A 19,693-nucleotide genomic window follows, 5' to 3' on the forward strand; every position below is an offset into this window, starting at 1 on the left:
GAACGGCGGCGCGCCCGCGCCGCCCGGGCTCAGCCGGAGAGGCGGACCGGCATGATCAGGTACTGGTACGCCTCGTCGGCCTCGGCGTCCACCGCGGCCTTGCCGCTGAGCAGCGCGGGCTTGGTCGGGGTGGTGAAGCTCAGCTGGGCGTAGGGGGAGTCGATGGCCTTGAGGCCCTCCTCCAGGTAGCCCGGGTTGAAGGCGATCGAGATGGCGTCGCCCTCCAGGGAGGCGTCGATCCGCTCGGTGGCCTGGGCGTCGTCGCCGGAGCCGGCCTCCAGGGTGAGCACGCCCTCCTCGAAGTTCAGCCGGACCGGGGTGTTGCGCTCGGCCACCAGGGAGACGCGCTTGAGCGCCTCCAGGAAGGGCTGGGTCTGGATCGCCGCGATCGCGTTGAACTCGGTCGGGAAGAGGCTGCGGTACTTGGGGAACTCGCCCTCCAGCAGCCGGGTGGTGGTCCGCCGGCCGGCGCCCTCGAAGCCGATCAGGCCCTCGCCGGCGCCGCCCGAGGAGAGCGCGATGGAGACGCTGTCGCCGCTGCCCAGGGACTTGGCGATGTCCTGGAGGGTCTTGGCCGGGACCAGCGCGACCGCCGAGATGTCGGACTGCTCGGGCTTCCACATCAGCTCGCGGACGGCGAAGCGGTAGCGGTCGGTGGCGGCCAGGGTGATCCGGTCGCCCTCGATCTCGACCCGGACGCCGGTGAGCACCGGCAGGGTGTCGTCGCGGCCCGCGGCCACGGCGGCCTGGCTGACCGCGGAGGCGAAGACGTCGCCCGGGACGGTGCCGGTCGCGGTCGGCATCGCCGGCAGGGCCGGGTACTCGTCCACCGGCAGGGTCGGCAGGGTGAACCGGGAGCTGCCGCAGACCACGCTGACCCGCTGGCCGTCGGTGGAGATCTCCACCGGCCGGTTGGGCAGGTTGCGCGAGATGTCGTTGAGCAGCCGGCCGGAGACCAGCACCGTCCCGGCCTCCTCGATGTCGGCCTCCAGCCCGACCCGGGCCGAGACCTCGTAGTCGAAGCCGGACAGGGCCAGGCTGCCGTCCTGCGCCGTCAGCAGCAGGCCGGCCAGCACCGGCACCGGCGGCCGTGCCGGGAGGCTGCGAGCCGCCCAGGCCACCGCCTCCGCGAGGACGTCACGCTCCACCCGGAACTTCACCGGTAACCGCCTCCTGGATCGAGCGCTCCCGCTCGCACGTCTGGTTCTTCTGATCTTGGTCTTCGGTGCGCCTGCCCGCCGAGCTCCGCCGCTCCGCTTCCAGTCGCCGAGGACAGTCTGACGTACTCCACCGACAGACGGGGCAGACGGGCGGAAGCAGCTCGAACGGATGTCGGGGCGCGGTTGTCCACAGATTTCGGGCCCACCTGCTTTTGAGCAAGTCGATGGGTCTATAGGTGTAGTGGTAGTAGTAGGGCCTGTGGAAACCGTGGATAACCCTGTTTTAGCAGGTCAGGCCCGGTTTTTTGTCCACAGGACATGTGGACGGCAGCTGTGGACGAACACGGCCCGCTGTGGACGGCGGAGCGTTACCCACAGGGCACGCTGGGTATCCACAGGTTATCCCCAGCTCCGTCCCCAGATCCGGGCCCGGTTATCCACGGGGGCCGGTCAACTTTTCGTGACGCCTTTCACACCTGCGTGTGAACGCCCGCAGAAGGTTGTCGAACTGTGGACGCAGCTGTGGACAACCTGGGGACAACCGCCCTCTTCCTGGGGACAACCGGTGGACAACCCGAACGGCCCATTGACGGCCCGCCAATTGTCCACAGGCTGTGGACAACGGTTGTGCACAAGTCCACAGGCACCTGACCTGCGCGGAAGAGCGTAGCGGCGGCCGCCCTGTGGAGGAATTCTGGATAACTTCCGGCCACCGGGCCTGTGGACAGTGGAGAACCCGTCCGGCCTGTGGATTTCGGCCTCACGCACCCAGGTCGTTCGAATCCCTGGTCAGATGTTCGGTGCGGGCCGTGGACTGGCGGAGCGTCCGTCACCGGCATCCCTGCCCCGCGGGCCCGCCGCGCACACCTGTGGATATGCCGAAAGGGCGTCAGGATCGCTCCTGACGCCCTTTTCCGGCCATCCGCGCCCGCAGCCCGCCGCATCCCGCGGACGGGCCGGGAAGTCAGCTCTTGATGCGGTTGGTGAGCTCGGTGACCTGGTTGTAGATCGAGCGCCGCTCGGCCATCAGCGAGCGGATCTTGCGGTCCGCGTGCATCACCGTGGTGTGGTCGCGGCCGCCGAACTGCGCGCCGATCTTCGGCAGTGAGAGGTCGGTCAGCTCGCGGCAGAGGTACATGGCGATCTGGCGGGCCGTCACCAGCACCCGGCTGCGGGAGGATCCGCAGAGGTCGTCCACGCCGAGGCCGAAGTAGGCCGCGGTCTGCTGCATGATCACCTGGGCGGTGATCTCCGGCCCGGCGTCCTCGTCGCCGCCGGGGATGAGGTCCTTGAGGACGATCCCGGCCAGCTCCAGGTCGACCGGCGCCCGGTTGAGGTTCGCGAACGCGGTGACCCGGATCAGCGCCCCCTCCAGCTCCCGGATGTTCCGGGTGATCCGGGACGCGATGAACTCCAACACGTCGGCCGGGGCGTTGAGTTGCTCCTGGATCGCCTTCTTGCGCAGGATCGCGATCCGGGTCTCCAGCTCCGGCGGGGTGACGTCGGTGATGAGTCCCCACTCGAAGCGGTTGCGCAGCCGGTCCTCCAGCGTGGTCAGCAGCTTCGGCGGCCGGTCGGAGGAGAGCACGATCTGCTTGTTCGCGTTGTGCAGGGTGTTGAAGGTGTGGAAGAACTCCTCCTGCGTGGACTCCTTGCTCGCCAGGAACTGCACGTCGTCCACGAGCAGGATGTCCATGTCCCGGTAGCGCTTGCGGAAGGTGTCCGCCTTGCCGTCCCGGATCGAGTTGATGAACTCGTTGGTGAACTCCTCGGAGGACACGTACCGCACCCGGGTGCCCGGGAAGAGGCTGCGCGAGTAGTGCCCGATGGCGTGCAGCAGGTGGGTCTTGCCCAGCCCGGACTCGCCGTAGATGAAGAGCGGGTTGTACGCCTTGGCCGGGGCCTCGGCGACCGCCACCGCCGCCGCGTGCGCGAAGCGGTTGCTGGCGCCGATGACGAAGGTGTCGAACAGGTACTTGGGGTTCAGCCGGGCGGCCGGCTCGTCCTTGCGGGACCCGCCGGCGGGCGGTGCGCCGGGCGGCGGGGGGACCCCGGGGACGGCCGGCCGGTCGGTGGCGCGCTCGGGACCCTTGTCCGCGGGACGCCCGGCGGGGCGGCCGCCCGGGCCTCGGCGGCCGGAGGCGGTCCGGGGGTGCTCGCCGGGGCCGGGGCCGTAGGCGCCGCCGAACAGGTCGCCCTGGGTGGTCGAGGACGGGGGCAGGGCCCTCGGCGCGGGCCGGTCCATCTGCTCGTCGGGCTCGCGGTAGCCGGGCGGCTGCTCCTGGTAGCCGGGCCAGGCCGGGCCGGCCGCCGGGGCGCCGTAGGGCGCGGGGCGCTGCTCGTAGCCGCCGGTGTCGTAGCGGGGCCGGTCGTATTCCGACTCGTAGGGGCGCTGGTAGCCCGGGCCGCCGTAGTGGCCCTCGTCGTGTCCGCGGCGGTCGTCACGGCGGTCCTCGCGGGGGTGCCGGTCGTCCTGCCCGCGGCGGTCGTCCTGGCCGCGGCGGTCGTCGCGTCCGTGCCGGTCGTCGTGCGGGTGCCGGTCGTCGGTCTCCGGCCCGTCGTGGTCGTCGTGGTCGTGCCCGGACGGGTACGGCTCCACGGGTGCCTGGGCGGTGGGCATCGCGTTGGCGTCCACCATCACGGCGATCCGCACCGGGCGGCCCAGCTCGCGGGAGAGCGCCTCGGCCAGCTGCGGCAGCAGCCGACCCTCCAGCACCTGCTTGGCCCGCTCGTTCGGGGCCGCCAGCAGGGCGGTGTCGTGCATCATCCACATCGGCTGGGTGCGCTGCACCCACTGTTTGTCCATCTCCCCGATGTCCGGGTCTGTGACCAGGCGCTCGACGACTCTCGCCCAGACCGGGACGAGGTCGCTGTTGACATCAGCCACTGGTGCACGCTTTCCAATGAACAAACCAGACAAGTCCTGCAACGGTAGTCAGCGAACAGAGCCGGATCAAGTCGTTGTCCACAGCCTGTGGGCAAACCGGCTCCGGGCGGCCGGTTTGACCCTCGTGCCCCGTCCCGCGTACCGTAACCAGGTCGAGTTGTCGATGGCCGCTGCCGCATGTCCGCGGGTCCACCCGCTCCATAAGGCGCGCAGCACGGGCGCCGTGGATTGCCTCAAACCCCAGCCGAACTGGGGTGATGGGCCGGATTTCCGAAATCGGGGAGATCACGCGGACGCACGGTGACGGCCAAGCGATCGGCTCGTCATCCTACGATTCACCTCAGGAGCCCCCGAGTGAGCAAGCGCACCTTCCAGCCGAACAACCGTCGTCGCGCGAAGACCCACGGCTTCCGGCTGCGGATGCGTACCCGCGCCGGCCGCGCCATCCTGGCTGCCCGCCGTGGCAAGGGCCGCACCAGCCTGTCCGCCTGATCCGCACCAGAGTCTGCTGTGCTGCCCTCCGAGAATCGGCTGCGGCGGCGCCAGGACTTCGCGACCGCGGTCAAACGCGGTCGTCGGGCCGGTAAGCCCTTGCTGGTCGTCCATCTCGCCAGAGAGGACGCCTCCGGGGAGCACACCGACCGGACCAGCGACACCAGCCCGCACGTCGCCGAGGGGACTCCTTCGGCGCGTGCGGGTTTCGTCGTGAGCAAGGCCGTCGGCCCGGCGGTCACCCGCAATCTGGTCAAGCGCCGGTTGCGTCACCTTGTGCGTGATCGTCTGTCCCGGCTGCCCGCCGGTAGCCTGATAGTGGTGCGTGCGCTGCCTCCGGCCGCGTCCGCCTCGTACCAGGAACTCGAACGTGACCTGGACGCGGCGCTCAAACGGCTGCTCAAGGCCGAGCATGCTGTTTCGGCGCCGATGGGAGCAGGTCGATGAAGTACCTGCTGATGGGTCTGATCAGGGTCTACCAGTGGACCATCAGCCCACTGCTCGGTCCGGTGTGCCGCTATTACCCCTCCTGTTCGCACTACGGCTTCGAGGCCGTGCGAACGCATGGAGCGGTGAAGGGCGGCGCACTGACCGTGTGGCGCATTCTGCGCTGCAATCCATGGACGCCCGGTGGGGTCGACCATGTCCCGCCGCGCAAGCATCCGGTGTGGCACCGCCGGCTGCGGGACCGGCTGAAGGGCCGGTCCGCCGCCGACCAGCCGGTGATCATGCCCCCCGCCGGTCCGGACCCAGAGGGCCCGGCGACCATTGGCCCTGTGGGGCCGATCCCAATGTCCAAGGAGCCTGACCGGTGACCTTCTCCTTCCTCAACCCCCTGTACACAGCGGTGTCCTGGATCATCGTCCAGTTCCACTCGCTGTACAGCCACGTCTTCGATCCGAACGGTGGCTGGGCCTGGGGTCTGGCCATCGCCTCGATGGTGGTCGTCATCCGGATCTGCCTGATCCCGCTCTTCGTGAAGCAGATCAAGGCGACCCGGGCCATGCAGGCGATCCAGCCGAAGATGAAGGCCATCCAGGAGCGGTACAAGAACGACCGCCAGCGCCAGTCCGAAGAGATGATGAAGCTGTACAAGGAGGCGGGTACCAACCCGTTCTCCAGCTGCCTTCCCATCATCGTGCAGGCGCCGTTCTTCACCGCGCTCTACGGCGTGCTGGCCAAGGTCGCCGACGGCAAGCCGATCGGCGTGATCGACGGCACCCTGCTGGACAGCGCCCAGCAGGCCCACATCTTCGGTGCCCCGCTCTCGGCGACCTTCGTCGGCAGCAGCGAGGTCAGCGTCAAGATCGTCGTCGCCGTGATGATCGTCATGATGTCGCTCTCGCAGTTCATCACCCAGCGCCAGCTGATGACGAAGAACATCGACCTCACCGTGAAGACGCCGTTCATGCAGCAGCAGAAGATGCTGATGTACGTCTTCCCGATCATGTTCGCCGTGATGGGCATCAACTTCCCCGTCGGTGTCCTGGTCTACTGGCTGACCACCAACGTCTGGTCGATGGGCCAGCAGCTGATCGTCATCCGCAACAACCCGACACCGGGCAGCAAGGCGTGGGACGAGCGCCAGGACCGGCTGAAGAAGCAGGGCCGGCTGAACCCGGACGGCTCGGTCATCCAGGGCCCGCTCTGGGGGCTGCTGCCGGCGAAGAAGTCGGCCGCGACGGCCGAGGCCGTGGTGGAGGAGTCGGTGCAGGTGCGCCGCCAGCAGCCGCGGAAGCAGACCAAGTCGCAGCGCCAGCACGGCGCCGGCCAGCCGGCGAGCCTGACCAAGGACGCCCCGGCCGAGCAGCCCGCGGACGCGGTGTCCGCGGACCCGACCGACGCCGTCGACACGACTGCCGCCGGCACGGCCGGTGCCGCCAAGCAGACCGCGGCCCGTCCGGCCGCCGCGAAGCCGGCCGCGACCCGTCAGCAGGGCGGCCGACAGCAGCCCAAGCGCGGCGGGCAGCGGCCGAAGAAGAAGTGACCGGCCCGGTCCGGACCGCCTCCGCGGCCCCCTGAACCTCGTTACCGGCCCACCACCCGGGCCCATCTCCGAAGGAGTCCATCAGTGACGGAAGGCACCACCTCCGCCGTCGAGGCCGAGGCCGAGGCCGCCCCCGGCGCCGACGAGAACATCGTCGCCCGCCTGGAGCAGGAGGGCGACATCGCGGCGGACTACCTGGAGGGTCTGCTCGACATCGCGGACCTCGACGGTGACATCGACATGGACGTCGAGGGCGACCGTGCCCTGGTCTCCATCGTCAGCGACGGCAACGACCGGGCCCTGCATCGGCTGGTCGGCCAGGACGGCGAGGTGCTGGAGGCGCTGCAGGAGCTGACCCGGTTGGCCGTCCACCGGGAGACCGGCGAGCGCAGCCGCCTCATGCTGGACATCGCCGGCTTCCGGGCCCGCAAGCGCACGGAACTGGCGACCCTCGGGTCCCAGGCCGCGGAGCAGGTGAAGGGCTCCGGGGAGCAGGTCAAGCTGCGTCCGATGACCCCGTTCGAGCGCAAGGTCGTCCACGACGCGGTGGCCGCGGCCGGTCTGCGCAGTGAGTCGGAGGGCGAGGAGCCCCAGCGTTGCGTGGTCGTGCTGCCGGCCTGACGGCGGCACGACCGTCGGCCGCCCGGGCGGCCGGCAAGCGACACGAGGACCCGACCCCGTCCGCCACGTGCGGGCGGGGTCGTCGTCCCTTCGCGGGGCGTCGCCCCGGCGAGAGATGTTTCACGTGAAACGGTGCAGGAGCGGGTCGGTGGATCCGGGGAGCGGAGAGGTCGAGATGGACACGGAGAGCGTGCCTGCCGGAGAGCCGGAGACGGGGGCCGGTGGTCCGGAAGCCGGGAGCGCGTCCGCCGGTGGGCGGCCGGCGGTCGAGCCGCCGCCCGCCCCGCCGGCCGTCGCCCGGGAGGTCTTCGGCGAGCGGTTCGACGCCGCCGTCCGCTACACCGAGCTGCTGGCCACCGAGGGCGTGACCCGGGGACTGATCGGCCCGCGCGAGGTGCCCCGGCTCTGGGACCGCCATGTGCTGAACTGCGCGGTGCTGGCCGAGCTGCTGCCGGCCGGGACGACGCTCTGCGACGTCGGCTCCGGCGCCGGACTGCCCGGCATCCCGGTGGCGCTGGCCCGCCCGGACGTCTCGGTGACCCTGCTGGAGCCGCTGCTGCGCCGGACCACGTTCCTGGAGGAGGTGGTCCGCGAGCTCGGCCTGGAGAACGTCACCGTACTCCGCGGCCGGGCCGAGGAGATGGTCGGCAAGGTCGCGGTGGACGTGGTGACGGCCCGCGCGGTGGCGCCGCTGGAGCGGCTGGCCGGCTGGGGCCTCCCGCTGCTGCGGCCGCACGGCCAGATGCTGGCGCTCAAGGGCGACAGCGCGGAGCAGGAGCTCGCCGACTCGCGGGCCGGGCTGGCGAAGCTCGGCGGGGTGGAGTGGTCGGTGATCTCGGTCGGTGACGGCACCCTGGAGACCTCGACCCGGGTGATCCAGGTCAAGGTGGGCGAGAGCCCGGGCGGTGTGCGGGCGGCGACCCGTCGGGCCAAGGCGGCGGCCAGGGCCGGCCGGGCCGGTGGCGCGGTCCGCGGCGGCGACCGCGCCCGCAACCCCCGGCGGCGTCCGCGCTGACACGCCGGAGTGACGCGACACGGGTGGGTGGTCCTCGGACCACCCACCCGTTGTGGTTCCCGGCCGCCCCGGCCGCCCCGGCCGCCCCGGCCGTCGTCGGGCGCTGTCCGGCGTCCCGGTGACGGGAGGGCGGCCGCCAGGACGACATGGGATTCACCGGAGTGTCGCATCGTCAGAATTCCGACATTGCGGGCATGGTGTTTCACGTGAAACGTCGCTCTCTGCTCTCGGGAATCCTCGCGCGCAGCCGGGCGGTGACTGTTGCCGCTCCGGTTTCACGTGAAACACTGAGCCCCATGCAGGACTCGGAGACCATCGACCAGATCGATGACACGCCCATCGCGCGTGCCGCCCAGGCTGCGGTCCAGGCCATCGGCCGAGCGGGCGAAGGACTGCCCCGGCCCGCCGCCACCCGGGTGATGGTGGTGGCCAACCAGAAGGGCGGGGTGGGCAAGACCACCACCACCGTCAACCTCGCCGCCTCGTTGGCCATGCACGGGCTGCGGGTCCTGGTGGTCGACCTCGACCCGCAGGGCAACGCCTCGACCGCGCTCGGCATCGACCACCACGCCGAGGTGCCCTCGATCTACGACGTGCTGGTGGAGGGCAAGCCGCTGGCCGACGTGGTGCAGCCGGTGGTCGAGGTCGAGGGGCTGTTCTGCGTCCCCGCGACCATCGACCTGGCCGGCGCGGAGATCGAGCTGGTGTCGCTGGTGGCCCGGGAGAGCCGGCTGCAGCGGGCCATCGCCGCGTACGAGCAGCCGCTGGACTACATCCTGATCGACTGCCCGCCCTCGCTGGGCCTGCTGACGGTCAACGCCCTGGTCGCCGGCCAGGAGGTGCTGATCCCGATCCAGTGCGAGTACTACGCGCTGGAGGGCCTCGGCCAGCTGCTGCGCAATGTGGAGCTGGTCCGGGCGCACCTCAACCCGGCGCTGCACGTCTCCACCATCCTGCTCACCATGTACGACGCCCGGACCAGGCTGGCCGCCCAGGTGGCGGAGGAGGTCCGGACGCACTTCCCGCAGGAGGTGCTGCACACCGCGATCCCGCGCTCGGTCCGGATCTCGGAGGCACCCAGCTACGGTCAGACGGTGCTCACCTACGACCCCGGCTCCACCGGAGCGCTCTCCTACCTGGAGGCCGCCCGGGAGCTGGCGCTGCGGGCGGTGCCGGCGGCGGGCGGCGGCTCGTTGGTGGGGCAGCAGCGGGACGGTTCGGGGCAGCAGGGCGCCCCGGTGGCACAGCACGGTACGACGGAGGGCAATCGGTGAGTGGTCGCAGGGGTCTGGGACGAGGACTCGGGGCGCTGATCTCCCCGGTGGCCCCGCCGGTCGGAGGGTCCGGGGGCACGGCGCAGACCGCGACGGCCCCGGTGGTCCAGGGCGGTGCGGCGTCGCCCACCGCGGTGCCGACGCTGCCCTCGGGCCGGGGCACGCTGGCGGCCAGGGCGGCCGCGGAGAGCCTGCGGGAGCAGGCCGCCGCCGAGGCGGAGCTCGCCCGGGTGGAGGGTGCCTACTTCGCCGAACTCCCGCTGGACGCGATCACCCCCAATCCGCGCCAGCCGCGCGAGGTGTTCGACGAGGACAAGCTGGCCCAGCTGGTCGCCTCGATCAAGGAGGTGGGCCTGCTCCAGCCGGTGGTGGTGCGCCAGTCCGCGCCGGGGCGCTTCGAGCTCATCATGGGCGAGCGGCGCTGGCGGGCCTCCCGGGAGGCCGGGCTGGAGCAGATCCCGGCGATCGTCCGCGCCACCGAGGACGACAAGCTGCTGCTGGACGCCCTGCTGGAGAACCTGCACCGGGCGGAGCTCAACCCGCTGGAGGAGGCGGCCGCCTACGACCAGCTGTTGCGGGACTTCTCCTGCACCCATGACGAGCTGGCGGACCGGATCGGGCGCTCGCGTTCGCACGTGTCCAACACCCTGCGGCTGTTGAAGCTGCCGCCGCCGGTGCAGCGACGGGTGGCCTCGGGCGTGCTGACCGCGGGCCACGCCCGGGCGCTGCTCGGGGCGCCGGACGCCGAGCGCCAGGAGAAGCTGGCCAGGCGGATCGTCGAGGAGGGCCTCTCGGTGCGGACCACCGAGGAGATCGTCAAGCTGATGGAGCGGGAGGAGCGGCCCAAGCGCCAGGCGCCCAAGGCCGGGAAGATCCTCTCGCCGGCCTTCAACGATCTGGCGAGCCGGCTCTCGGACCGCTTCGAGACCCGGGTGAAGGTCGAGGTGTCGCAGCGCGCGGGCAAGCTCGGCAAGGGCAAGGTGGTGCTGGAGTTCGGCTCCGTGGAGGACCTCAACCGGATCCTGGACAGCCTCGCGCCCGGTGAGGACGGACTGCGGCTGTCGCAGGGCTGAGCCGGGCCGATCGCGGTACGCGGTGGGTGCATGTTCCACGTGGGCGCTGTTTCACGTGAAACATGCACCCATCGGCGTTCGGGGGGAATGCTCGACTGTGGAGTGGACGAGGAGGTGCGGGGCATGGGACGCCGGATCGTTGCGCTGACGCTGGACAACCTCGCGGACCTGCCGTCGACCTGCCGCTCCTGCGTGTTCTGGGAGCTGGACCCGGTCAGCGGCCGGGCGGCGGTGGAGTCGGGCAAGCCCGAGGCGGACAAGGAGGGGTGGATCTCCGCGGTCCTGCTGGAGTGGGGGTCCTGCGGCCGGGTGGTCTACGTGGACGAGCAGCCCGCCGGTTTCGTGCTCTACGCCCCGCCCGCGTACGTGCCGCGTTCGCAGTCCTTCCCGACCAGTCCGGTGGCCTCGGACGCCGTTCAGCTGATGGTCAGCCGGGTGCTGCCGGGCTTCCAGCGGCAGGGGATCGGCCGGGTGCTGGTGCAGACGGTGGCCAAGGACCTGCTGGGCCGGGGGTTCCGGGCGATCGAGGCGTTCGGGGCGGTGGGGCGGCAGCCGGTCAGCTGCGTGCTGCCGGCCGAGCACCTGCTGGCGGTGGGCTTCAAGACGGTCCGCCCGCACCACCGGTACCCGCGGCTGCGGCTGGAGGCGCGGACCACGCTCTCCTGGCGGGGGGACGTCGAAGGGGCGCTGGAGCGGCTGCTGGGCGGCGCCCGGAAGGAGCCGGCACTGCGGCCGTTCTGAGCGGGCCCGGGCCCGGGTGGAAGCGCGGTCGGGCGGGGACGGCGGCGGGGCAGCAGCGGGGCGAACGGTGCGGACGACAGAACGGCGCGGACGACAGAACGGCGCGGACAACAGCGGGGACAACGGACGAGGGCGGGACTCCCGGTGGGGAGTCCCGCCCTCGTGGCGTTCCGGGGGACGGACCTAGATCAGGCCGTCCAGCTCGCGCAGCAGCGCGGCCTTCGGACGGGCACCGGTGATCTGCTTCACCGGCTCGCCGTTCTTGTAGAGGATCAGGGTCGGGATGGAAATCACGTTGTACGTCGCGGCGGTCTGCTGGTTCGCGTCGACGTCGAGCTTGGCGATGGTGAGCTTGTCGCCGTGCTCGGCCGCGATCTCCTCCAGGACCGGGGCGACCTGACGGCACGGGCCGCACCATTCGGCCCAGAAGTCGACCAGGACGGGCTTGTCGCTCTTGAGGACGTCCGCGTCGAACGTCGCGTCGGTAACGGTGGTGGTGGCGCCGGCCACGGTCACTCCTAAGGGTCAAGCGGGAGAGGGGCTGCCAGGTCTACAACACCGCACGGGGCGGATCTGTTTCGTCCCGGCGGGGCGGATGTGTTCCACGTGGAACACATCCATCCGGACGGTGGAGCGGTTCGGGTCAGACCGCCACGGTGGCGGCCTGGGCCTCCAGGTCGGCCAGCGAGGCCAGGTAGCGCTCGGCGTCCAGGGCGGCGGAGCAGCCGGTGCCGGAGGCGGTGATGGCCTGGCGGTAGGTGTGGTCGACGACGTCGCCGGCGGCGAAGACACCCGGGATGTTGGTGCGGGTGGAGGGGGCCTCGACCTTGAGGTAGCCCTCGGCGTCGAGCTCCAGCTGGCCCTTGAAGAGCTCGGTGCGCGGGTCGTGGCCGATCGCGATGAAGAGGCCGGTGACCGGGAGCTCGCGGGTCTCGCCGGTGGTGGTGTCGCGCAGGGTGACACCGGACAGCTTCGGGTCGCCGTGGATGGCCTCGACCGCGCTGTCCCACTCGAAGCTGATCTTCTCGTCCGCGAAGGCGCGCTCCTGCATCGCCTTGGAGGCGCGCAGGGTGTCCCGGCGGTGGATGACCTTGACGCTGCGGGCGAAGCGGGAGAGGAAGGTCGCCTCCTCCAGGGCGGTGTCGCCGCCGCCGACCACCGCGATGTCCTGGTCCCGGAAGAAGAAGCCGTCGCAGGTGGCGCACCAGGAGACACCCCGGCCGGACAGCTTGTCTTCGTTCGGCAGCTCCAGCTTGCGGTGCTGGGAGCCGGTGGTGACGATCACCGCGCGGGCCCGGTGGACGTTGCCCTCGGAGTCGGTCACGGTCTTGATGTCGCCGGTGAGGTCGACCGAGACGATGTCGTCGGGGATCAGCTCGGCGCCGAAGCGCTCGGCCTGGGCCCGCATGTTGTCCATCAGCTCGGGGCCCATGATGCCGTCCCGGAAGCCCGGGAAGTTCTCGACCTCGGTGGTGTTCATCAGCGCGCCGCCGGCGGTGACGGCCCCCTCGAAGACCAGGGGCTTGAGGGAGGCGCGGGCCGTGTAGAGCGCGGCGGTGTACCCGGCGGGGCCGGAGCCGATGATGATCACGTTACGGACGTCGCTCACTGCATCTCCTGGTTCGCATCGCGACCCGCGTTTGCTGCGGGGAGGGCGGTCCTGCTCCGCCGCCCGGGACAACGACTGACCAGTGTCCCGCATTCCCAGGAGGATCAGTACCAGGCAACCGCACTCCGGGAGTGTCGCGCGGCCCGGGCCATGGATCGCGGGGGAACCACCGGTCAGGGCGCGGGGACGGTCAGATGGCGCAGCACCGGCCCGCAGTCGGGGGCGCGGAGGTAGACGTCGACCAGCTCGGGACGGTCCGGCAGGGCGTACACCAGGAGGTCCGCGGCCGCGCCGGCGTAGCTGCCCCGCTCGGTGGCCAGCAGGGCGGCGGCACTGGGGGGCGGGCAGGCCGGAGTGGAGCGGTTGCCGCCGGCGAGGCCCTGGCCGCCCTCCGCGGGCGGTACGGCGGTGGCTCCGGGGGTGTCCGGGGGGTCGGTGGCGGCGGGGCCCGAACCGGGACCCGCGGAGGGCTTGACCGGGCGGGCGGTGCCCGTCGTGGCCAGCAGCTGCCCGACCTGGGCGGGGAGCAGGTCGTCCTGGTAGACCGTGCCGCCGGCGGAACGGTCGGTCTTGGCCCCGGCGGAGGAGCTCTCCGGCGCGGCGGTGCCGGCGGCGGGGGTGGCGGGCGCCCCGGCGGTGGTGCTGAGGTCCTGCCGCCCGGACGGGGAGGACAGGGACAGGAAGGCGCCCCCGAGGCCGAGGACGAGCAGCGCGGCGGCCGAGCCGAGCAGCAGCGCCCGTCGGCGCCGACGGGTCCGTCCCGGGCCGGTGGCGGCGGCGGGGCGGGCCGGCGGAGCCTTCGGCGGCGCGTCGGCCGGACGCGCTTCGCCGACCGCCGCGGGGACGGTGGGCGTGGCGGTCGGCGCGGCGGTGGGCGTGGCGGCCGGCCCGCTCGCCGCGGGCACGGCGGTCGCCGCCTCGGCCGCGAGGGCGGCGTCGATCCGGGCGGCGACATCGGCCGGCAGGGCCGGGGGCTCGGTGCCGCCGAGCAGCGTCCGCACTTCGGTGAGCGCGTCGACGGTCTCCCGGCAGTCGGCGCAGCCGGCCAGGTGCTCCCGGAGCGCCTCGGCCCCGGCGGGGTCGAGCAGGTCCTCGGCGAGGTCGGCCAGCTCGTCGACCGAGGGGTGCGGTCCGACCGAGGCGTGCGGTCCGGCGGAGGGGTCGGAGGAGGAGGGCGGTGTCGTCATCGCGTGCTCGCATCTCCTTCCAGAATCGGCCGGGCTGGATCCGGGGCTGTCCCTGTGACGGTCCGGCCCCCCGGTGGGTTCCCGGGCGGTCGGGAGGCGGTGCCCGCAGGCGGTGTTTCACGTGAAACACCGCTCCCCCGCGGCTCCGGGGCCGACTCCTCGCGCAGGTGCCGGACGAGCGGCAGCAGCCGGGCCCGCCCCCGGGCGCAGCGGCTCTTCACCGTGCCCACCGGCACCCCCAGCAGATCGGCCGCCTCGGCGACCGGATAGCCCTGCATGTCGACCAGGACCAGGGCGGCCCGCTGCTCGACGGGAAGCTCGGCGAGCGCGGCGGACAGCTCGCGGTGCACCTCGGCGCGCACCACCGGGGAGTCGGCCGGTTCGGCCGAGCCGACCAGGGCGTCCAGCCGCTGCGGATCGTCGTCCAGCGGCTTGGTCCGGCGGGTGGCCGCCCGGCGGGCGCGGTCCAGACAGGCGTTGACCACGATCCGGTGCAGCCAGGTCGTGACGGCCGACCGGCCCTGGAAGGTGTGGGCGGAGCGGAAGGCGGAGACCAGGGCGTCCTGGAGGGCGTCGGCGGCCTCCTCGCGGTCGCCGAGGGTGCGCAGGGCGACGGCCCAGAGCCGGTCCCGGTGGCGGTTCACCAGCAGTCCGAAAGCCTCCCGGTCGCCGCCGACGTGCCGGGCGAGGAGCGCGGCGTCGTCGTCGGCCCGCTCCGGTCCGTCCTGCGCCACGTCCACCCCTCGCCGTTCGTGCCCCGCCGCCACCGGCGGCGGGTCAGCCGAAGACCTTCACGTCGCCGAGGAAAGCCTGGTACTTGCCCTGGTTCGGACCGTCCGGATTCTTGGACAGGTTGGTCAGCCAGATCAAGAGATAGCGGGTGGTGACCGGGCTGTCCAGGCTGTACTCGACCGCCGTGCCCGCCTTCTTCCCCAGGACGGTGAACTCACCCGGCTTGGCGCTCTGCGCGTTGCCGACGTTCTTGCCGGGCATCCGGAGCTCGGCGGTGGTGGCGGTGCCCCACTTCAGGGTCACCTTGGAGACCGTCTGCACCGAGCCGAGGTCGAGCAGCAGCCCGGTGCCCTCCTTGGTGCCCTTGGACCCGAACGCGTCGTTGTACCAGTTGGTCTGCCATTCGCTGGCCGGGTCGTCGTCGATGGCCTTGGCGAGGCTGGCCGCGCCGTCCGCCCGGTCGCCCAGCGGGTTGTACGACAGCGCCTCCTTGACCGGCACCGGTGCCGGGTCGTGGGTGGCGGTGTGGGCGGTCGGGGTGGCGGAGGAGGAGCTGGGCTGGGGGGAGGCGACGGCCGTGTTCCCGGGGCGGAGGTTGTCCACCAGCTGCCAGGAGGTGACGCCGATGGCGCTGAGGGCGACCGTCCACGCGGTCACCTTGACCACCGTGCGCAGCCGCCGTCCGCTGCGCCGCACCGGGGCGACCACCGGGGTCGGCGCGGTGCCGGGGGCGGCGACCACCCGGGTCGGGTTGGGCGCGGTCGGCAGCGCGTGGGTGTTGTGGCGCGGCGGGCTGGTGAAGGCCGGGAGCTCGGGCTGGGGCTGGCGGATGCGCGGCATCAGGGCGATCGCCCGGGCCAGCCCGTCGGGGGTGGTGATCGGCTCGGCGTGGTGCGGCGGGTGGTCGAGCAGGGCGCGGGCGGCCAGCTCGGACAGGCCCTTGTGGACGCCGGCGCGGACCTGGTCCGGCGCCACGTCGCGGAGGTTCCTGGGCAGGCCCTGGAGGTCGTAGCGGTCCTCGGGGTAGGGCCAGCGGTGGGTGAGGGCGGCGAACAGCAGGGCACCGATGGCCTTGGTGTCGACGCGCTCGGCGTCCTCCCCGCCGCCCTCTCCGGTGAGGCCGCGCAGCGCGGCGTCGACCGCGATGCCGTTGATCCGGTACTGGCCGCTGTCGGTGCGCAGCACGCAGCGCGGAGTGAGCCGCAGGTGGGCCTGGCCGCGACGGTGGGCGGTGGCCACCGCGTCGGTGACCTGGCGGACCATCTGGTACGCCTCGTGCGGCTCCAGCGGCCCGTCGCTGAGCAGCTTGGCGAGGTCGGAGGCGTGCGGGAGCCACTCCCGCACCACGTAGACCAGCTCGCCCTCCTGGACCGCGTCCAGGACCTGGACGAAGCGCGGGTCGCCGAGCAGGGCGGCGGACTTGGCGGCGGCCAGCACCTTGCGGGCGCGCTGGTGGCCGGAGGCCATCAGGTGGACCCCGACCGCCCGGCGGAGCTTCTCGTCGACGGCCCGCCAGCTGCTGAAGGTCTCGGTGGAGGAGATGCACTCCTCCAGCCGGTAGCGGTGGCCGATCATGTCGCCGCTGCGCCGCTGCGGGGCGGGGAGGGTCTGCGGCAGGGTGGCGGTGTCCCGGGGGTCGTGGGTCGGCTGCGGGTCCCGCGGGGGGCGTTTGGCGGGCGCCGCGGCGGTCGGGGCGGGTTCGGTCCGGCCGGCGCGGGCGTCGTTCGAGGCGAGTTCGGCGGCGATCTCGGAGACCGACAGCGGGGCGGTGGTCTCCGGGGCGGCCTCGCCCGGGGCCGGTGCGGTCGCGACGGGCGCGGCCGGGCGCGCGGTCCGGGCCTCCCCGTCGGCGGCCTTCGGACCGGTGCTCTTCGCGTCGGTGCTCTTCGCGTCGGTGCTCTTCGCGTCGGGGCTTCCGGGACCGGTGCTCTTCGCGTCGGGGCTCTTCGCGCCGTCGTCGGCGGCGGCCGTGCCGTCGCCGGTGCGCCCGTCCCGCTTCACGGGGGAGCCGGCCGCGGTGGCCCGGGCCGTGCCGTCGGCGAGTTCGTCGATCGCCGCAGCGAGCGCGGCCTCGTCCGCCGCCCCGTCAGCTGCCGATGTGTCGACGACCGCCTTGGTGCCATCAGCCACCGTGGTCCTGCCTCCCCTTGTGTCGCCCCGGGCCTGAGAGAGAGTCGTTGGAGCGCATCGGCGGGTGACTCCGGTGCTCCAGGACAATTGTGCCCACTGTTCTCCACCGGGTACGACCGCCGAAAGGTCCCGGCGGTTGCCCGATGGTGGAGAGATGTGGTGCAGATCCGGCGCCGGGCCGCCCTGCCGGGCCCGGGGCGACCCGGGGCGCGGTGGCGGCCCGACCCCGGGTCAGCGGCCGAGTCGGCCGCGCACCATACCCAGCATGGCGTTGAGTTCCTCGATCCGCAGCCGCTTCGCGATGATCACGAAGACGGCCAGCTGGAGTCCGCCGGCCAGGACGACCGTCAGCACCGCGCCGGCCCAGCCGTCGACGACCTCGGTGACGCCCAGGCTGACGGCCAGACCGACCACCGCGGCCGGTACGGAGGCCGTCGTGAGGCGGGAGTAGGTCTTGCCGATCCGCTTGGTGTCCAGCCCGCCGATCTTCTTCTTCAGCTTGGGCACCGCGACCGTCACCCCGATGGCGTACGCGAGGCCGTAGCCGAACGCCATCCCGGTGACCGTCCACTCCGGGGGCAGGAGCACCCAGCACAGCAGCGAGAAGCCGGCCTGGCAGGCGGCCACCCACACGGTGTTGGAGAACGGGGTGCGGGTGTCCTCGTAGGCGTAGAAGCCGCGGAGCATCACGTACTGCGCCGAGTACGGGATCAGGCCCAGGGCGAAGGCGGAGAGCATCAGGCCCACGTTGCGCGCGTTGTCCATCGCGGTGTCGCCGCCGCCCACCGCGTAGATGGACTGGCCGATGGCCGGCCCGAGCGCCAGGAACAGGAACGCGGCCGGGACGACCGCGACGGCGGTGGTGCGCAGTCCGTACGAGATGTCGTCGCGGACGGCGCCGGCGTCCTCGTCGGCGGCCGCGCGGGACAGCCGGGGCAGCACCGCGCTCATGATCGAGACGGTGATGACGGCCTGCGGCAGCTGCCAGATCAGCAGCGCGTTGGAGAAGGCCGCGAGGCCGACACCGCCGTGTCCGCCGGTCTCGGCGTCGGCGCCGGCGGCGGTGGCCAGCTGGGTGATGACCAGGTAGCCGGCCTGGTTGGCGAGGACGAAGAAGAACGTCCACTTGGCCAGCCGGGCGGCCTTGCCCAGGCCGTGCCCGCGCCAGTCGAAGCGCGGCCGGAAAGAGAAGCCGGCCGCCCGCAGGTACGGGATCATCGCCAGGGACTGGACGGTGAGGCCCACCAGGGTGCCGAGGCCGAGCAGCCGGACGCCCTCGGGGGTGATCGTCTCCGGCTTGACGTGGGTGCCGTCGAAGCCGCCGTAGACCCAGATGTAGGCGCCGAAGGTGAAGATCACCACGAGGTTGTTGAGGACCGGGGTCCACATCATCGCGCCGAACCGGCCGCGGGCGTTGAGGATCTGTCCCATCACGACGTGGATGCCCATGAAGAAGATGGTCGGCAGGCAGTACCGGGCGAGCGCCACGGTGGTGTCCGCGCGGGCCGGGTTCTCCATCATCGGGTGGGCGATCAGCTGGACCAGCAGGGGCGCCCCGAGCACGGCCAGGAAGACCACGCCGGCCAGGCCGACCATCACCAGGGTGAGCAGCCGGTTGGCGTAGGCGGTCCCGCCGTCCGCGTCGTTCTTCATGCTGCGGACCAGCTGCGGCACGAAGACGGCGTTCAGCGCGCCGCCGCCGATCAGGATGTACAGCAGCGTCGGCAGGGTGTTGGCGGCGTTGTAGGAGTCGCCCATCACGGCGATGCCGATCGCGCCGGCGATCACCATGGTGCGCAGGAAGCCGGTGCCCCGGGAGACCAGGGTGCCGGCCGCCATGATCGCGCTGGAGTTCAGCACCGAGGCGATCTTGCCGCCGCCGGTGGCCGGCCCGGCGGGCGCGGCCGGGGCGGCGTCCGCGGGATGGGACTGCTCCTCGGCCACGAGGTCGGCGAGCGGCTCCACGGCGGGAGGCAGCTGCACCGCGGCCACCTGGAGGGTGGCCTCCTCCTCGGAGAGCGGCGGGTCGAACTCGATCGGCGGGACGAACGGCCGGGGGCCGTCCTGACCGTGGCCGCCGTGACCGCCGTACGCGGGCTGGGGGGCGTGCTGCGGTGCGTGCTGTCCCGGGTACGCGCCGGCCGGGGGGAACGGCGCGGGCGGGACGGCCGGGCCCGGCGGCTGCGCACCTTGCGGCTGCCGCGGGTGCTGGTGGGCGGGGGACTGCTGGGCCGGCGGGCGCGGGGCCTCGGCCGTGGTCCGGGCGCCGCCGAACAGCGAGTCGACCCCGACGTACTCGGTGGACTCGGAGTCCCAGGCGGAGTGCGCCGGGCCGGGCTGCCATTGCTGCTGTTGCTGCCCGCCCCAGCCCTCGGCCGCGGGGGCCGCGGCGGCCGAGGGTCCCGGAACACCCGGCTGCTGCTGCCGGTCGTCCCGCCAGTCCACCCGCGCGGCGGGGGTGTCCCAGCCGGGCTGGACCGGGGGCACCGGCGGGCCGAACGACGACGGCGGCACCGGAGCCGGGTAGTCGCCGCCCTGGGGCGGCAACTGCGGCGGCACGTCGTACGCGGCCACCGGCTGCTGCGGCGCGGCGGGCGGGGTGGTCCGCAGACCGTACGGGTCCGGCTCGCCCGGACCGTCGTGGTACGCGTCGGCCGCGTACGGGTCCTGGGCGTAGGTGTCGGCCACGTACCAGTCGCCGGACGGCGACTCGGCCCCGGGACGGCCCTCTCCGCGGCCCGGAGGCCGCTCCTCGCTGCGCCCGGTCATGTCACCTCTTCGCTGT

At 72.6% G+C, this 19,693-nt stretch carries 17 protein-coding genes; 9 read left to right on the plus strand and 8 right to left on the minus strand.

All coding sequences use genetic code 11. From position 1 onward, the window contains the following. Positions 1-29 precede the first annotated feature (29 nt). Positions 30-1,160 (minus strand): DNA polymerase III subunit beta, encoded by a 1,131-nt coding sequence (gene dnaN, locus ACIQ9P_RS10830; protein WP_402353089.1) that lies wholly within the window; start codon positions 1,158-1,160, stop codon positions 30-32. 964 nt (positions 1,161-2,124) lie between these two features. Beyond that, entirely contained in the window at positions 2,125-4,047 is a 1,923-nt protein-coding gene (gene dnaA, locus ACIQ9P_RS10835; RefSeq protein WP_402353092.1) for a chromosomal replication initiator protein DnaA, read from the minus strand. A gap of 354 nt (positions 4,048-4,401) precedes the next feature. Here dnaA and rpmH point away from each other — a divergent pair, with 354 nt between their 5' ends. The 9 genes from rpmH to ACIQ9P_RS10880 all read left to right on the plus strand — a co-directional run bounded on the left by rpmH (position 4,402) and on the right by ACIQ9P_RS10880 (position 11,250). After that, entirely contained in the window at positions 4,402-4,539 is a 138-nt protein-coding gene (gene rpmH, locus ACIQ9P_RS10840) for a 50S ribosomal protein L34 (RefSeq protein WP_030392420.1), read from the plus strand. Between the two features lie 18 nt (positions 4,540-4,557). Further along, on the plus strand, positions 4,558-4,986 hold the full coding sequence (gene rnpA / locus ACIQ9P_RS10845) for a ribonuclease P protein component (RefSeq protein ID WP_402353095.1): 429 nt from the start codon (positions 4,558-4,560) through the stop codon (positions 4,984-4,986). Next, entirely contained in the window at positions 4,983-5,354 is a 372-nt protein-coding gene (gene yidD, locus ACIQ9P_RS10850; RefSeq protein ID WP_045938903.1) for a membrane protein insertion efficiency factor YidD, read from the plus strand. Before rnpA ends, yidD begins: the two co-directional genes overlap by 4 nt. Further along, positions 5,351-6,526 (plus strand): membrane protein insertase YidC, encoded by a 1,176-nt coding sequence (gene yidC / locus ACIQ9P_RS10855; RefSeq protein WP_402353098.1) that lies wholly within the window; start codon positions 5,351-5,353, stop codon positions 6,524-6,526. The genes yidD and yidC overlap by 4 nt, the downstream gene beginning before the upstream one ends. 84 nt (positions 6,527-6,610) lie before the next feature. Continuing rightward, a complete protein-coding gene (locus ACIQ9P_RS10860) occupies positions 6,611-7,147 on the plus strand; it encodes a protein jag (protein WP_402353101.1) in 537 nt (178 codons plus the stop codon). Positions 7,148-7,322: 175 nt separating this feature from the next. Continuing rightward, positions 7,323-8,162: a 16S rRNA (guanine(527)-N(7))-methyltransferase RsmG gene (gene rsmG / locus ACIQ9P_RS10865; protein ID WP_402353104.1), complete on the plus strand. Its 840-nt coding sequence runs from the start codon at positions 7,323-7,325 to the stop codon at positions 8,160-8,162. A gap of 296 nt (positions 8,163-8,458) precedes the next feature. Continuing rightward, positions 8,459-9,436 carry a ParA family protein gene (locus tag ACIQ9P_RS10870; RefSeq protein ID WP_094745482.1) on the plus strand — a complete coding sequence of 326 codons (978 nt, stop codon included), beginning with the start codon at positions 8,459-8,461 and terminating at the stop codon, positions 9,434-9,436. Next, entirely contained in the window at positions 9,433-10,509 is a 1,077-nt protein-coding gene (locus ACIQ9P_RS10875; RefSeq protein ID WP_402353108.1) for a ParB/RepB/Spo0J family partition protein, read from the plus strand. Before ACIQ9P_RS10870 ends, ACIQ9P_RS10875 begins: the two co-directional genes overlap by 4 nt. A gap of 123 nt (positions 10,510-10,632) precedes the next feature. Continuing rightward, positions 10,633-11,250 carry a GNAT family N-acetyltransferase gene (locus ACIQ9P_RS10880; RefSeq protein WP_402353111.1) on the plus strand — a complete coding sequence of 206 codons (618 nt, stop codon included), beginning with the start codon at positions 10,633-10,635 and terminating at the stop codon, positions 11,248-11,250. 183 nt (positions 11,251-11,433) lie between these two features. Here ACIQ9P_RS10880 and trxA read toward each other — a convergent pair whose 3' ends face one another. The 6 genes from trxA to murJ all read right to left on the minus strand — a co-directional run bounded on the left by trxA (position 11,434) and on the right by murJ (position 19,677). Beyond that, positions 11,434-11,760, minus strand: coding sequence for a thioredoxin (gene trxA / locus ACIQ9P_RS10885; RefSeq protein WP_045938899.1), 327 nt, complete (start codon positions 11,758-11,760; stop codon positions 11,434-11,436). Positions 11,761-11,893: 133 nt separating this feature from the next. Next, a complete protein-coding gene (gene trxB, locus ACIQ9P_RS10890) occupies positions 11,894-12,859 on the minus strand; it encodes a thioredoxin-disulfide reductase (RefSeq protein ID WP_402353114.1) in 966 nt (321 codons plus the stop codon). A gap of 173 nt (positions 12,860-13,032) precedes the next feature. Continuing rightward, positions 13,033-14,046 (minus strand): zf-HC2 domain-containing protein, encoded by a 1,014-nt coding sequence (locus ACIQ9P_RS10895; protein ID WP_402353117.1) that lies wholly within the window; start codon positions 14,044-14,046, stop codon positions 13,033-13,035. After that, the gene (sigM, locus tag ACIQ9P_RS10900; protein WP_402353120.1) at positions 14,043-14,780 is read right to left on the minus strand and encodes an RNA polymerase sigma factor SigM; all 738 of its coding nucleotides are present in this window, start codon (positions 14,778-14,780) and stop codon (positions 14,043-14,045) included. The genes ACIQ9P_RS10895 and sigM overlap by 4 nt, the downstream gene beginning before the upstream one ends. Before the next feature lie 43 nt (positions 14,781-14,823). Then, a complete protein-coding gene (locus ACIQ9P_RS10905; protein WP_402353123.1) occupies positions 14,824-16,908 on the minus strand; it encodes a protein kinase family protein in 2,085 nt (694 codons plus the stop codon). A 231-nt stretch (positions 16,909-17,139) separates the two neighbouring features. Beyond that, positions 17,140-19,677 carry a murein biosynthesis integral membrane protein MurJ gene (gene murJ, locus ACIQ9P_RS10910; protein ID WP_402353126.1) on the minus strand — a complete coding sequence of 846 codons (2,538 nt, stop codon included), beginning with the start codon at positions 19,675-19,677 and terminating at the stop codon, positions 17,140-17,142. Between the last annotated feature and the right edge of the window lie 16 nt (positions 19,678-19,693).

The organism is Kitasatospora sp. NPDC094019, from assembly GCF_044764505.1.
In the GTDB taxonomy this organism is placed as follows: domain Bacteria; phylum Actinomycetota; class Actinomycetes; order Streptomycetales; family Streptomycetaceae; genus Kitasatospora.

Excerpts from the sequence above, each read along its gene's own strand:
- yidD (WP_045938903.1), top strand. The coding sequence starts at position 4,983 with ATGAAGTACCTGCTGATGGGTCTGATCAGGGTCTACCAGTGGACCATC.
- rsmG (WP_402353104.1), top strand. The coding sequence starts at position 7,323 with ATGGACACGGAGAGCGTGCCTGCCGGAGAGCCGGAGACGGGGGCCGGT.
- ACIQ9P_RS10870 (WP_094745482.1), top strand. The coding sequence starts at position 8,459 with ATGCAGGACTCGGAGACCATCGACCAGATCGATGACACGCCCATCGCG.
- ACIQ9P_RS10880 (WP_402353111.1), top strand. The coding sequence starts at position 10,633 with ATGGGACGCCGGATCGTTGCGCTGACGCTGGACAACCTCGCGGACCTG.
- ACIQ9P_RS10895 (WP_402353117.1), bottom strand. The coding sequence starts at position 14,046 with ATGACGACACCGCCCTCCTCCTCCGACCCCTCCGCCGGACCGCACGCC.
- murJ (WP_402353126.1), bottom strand. The coding sequence starts at position 19,677 with ATGACCGGGCGCAGCGAGGAGCGGCCTCCGGGCCGCGGAGAGGGCCGT.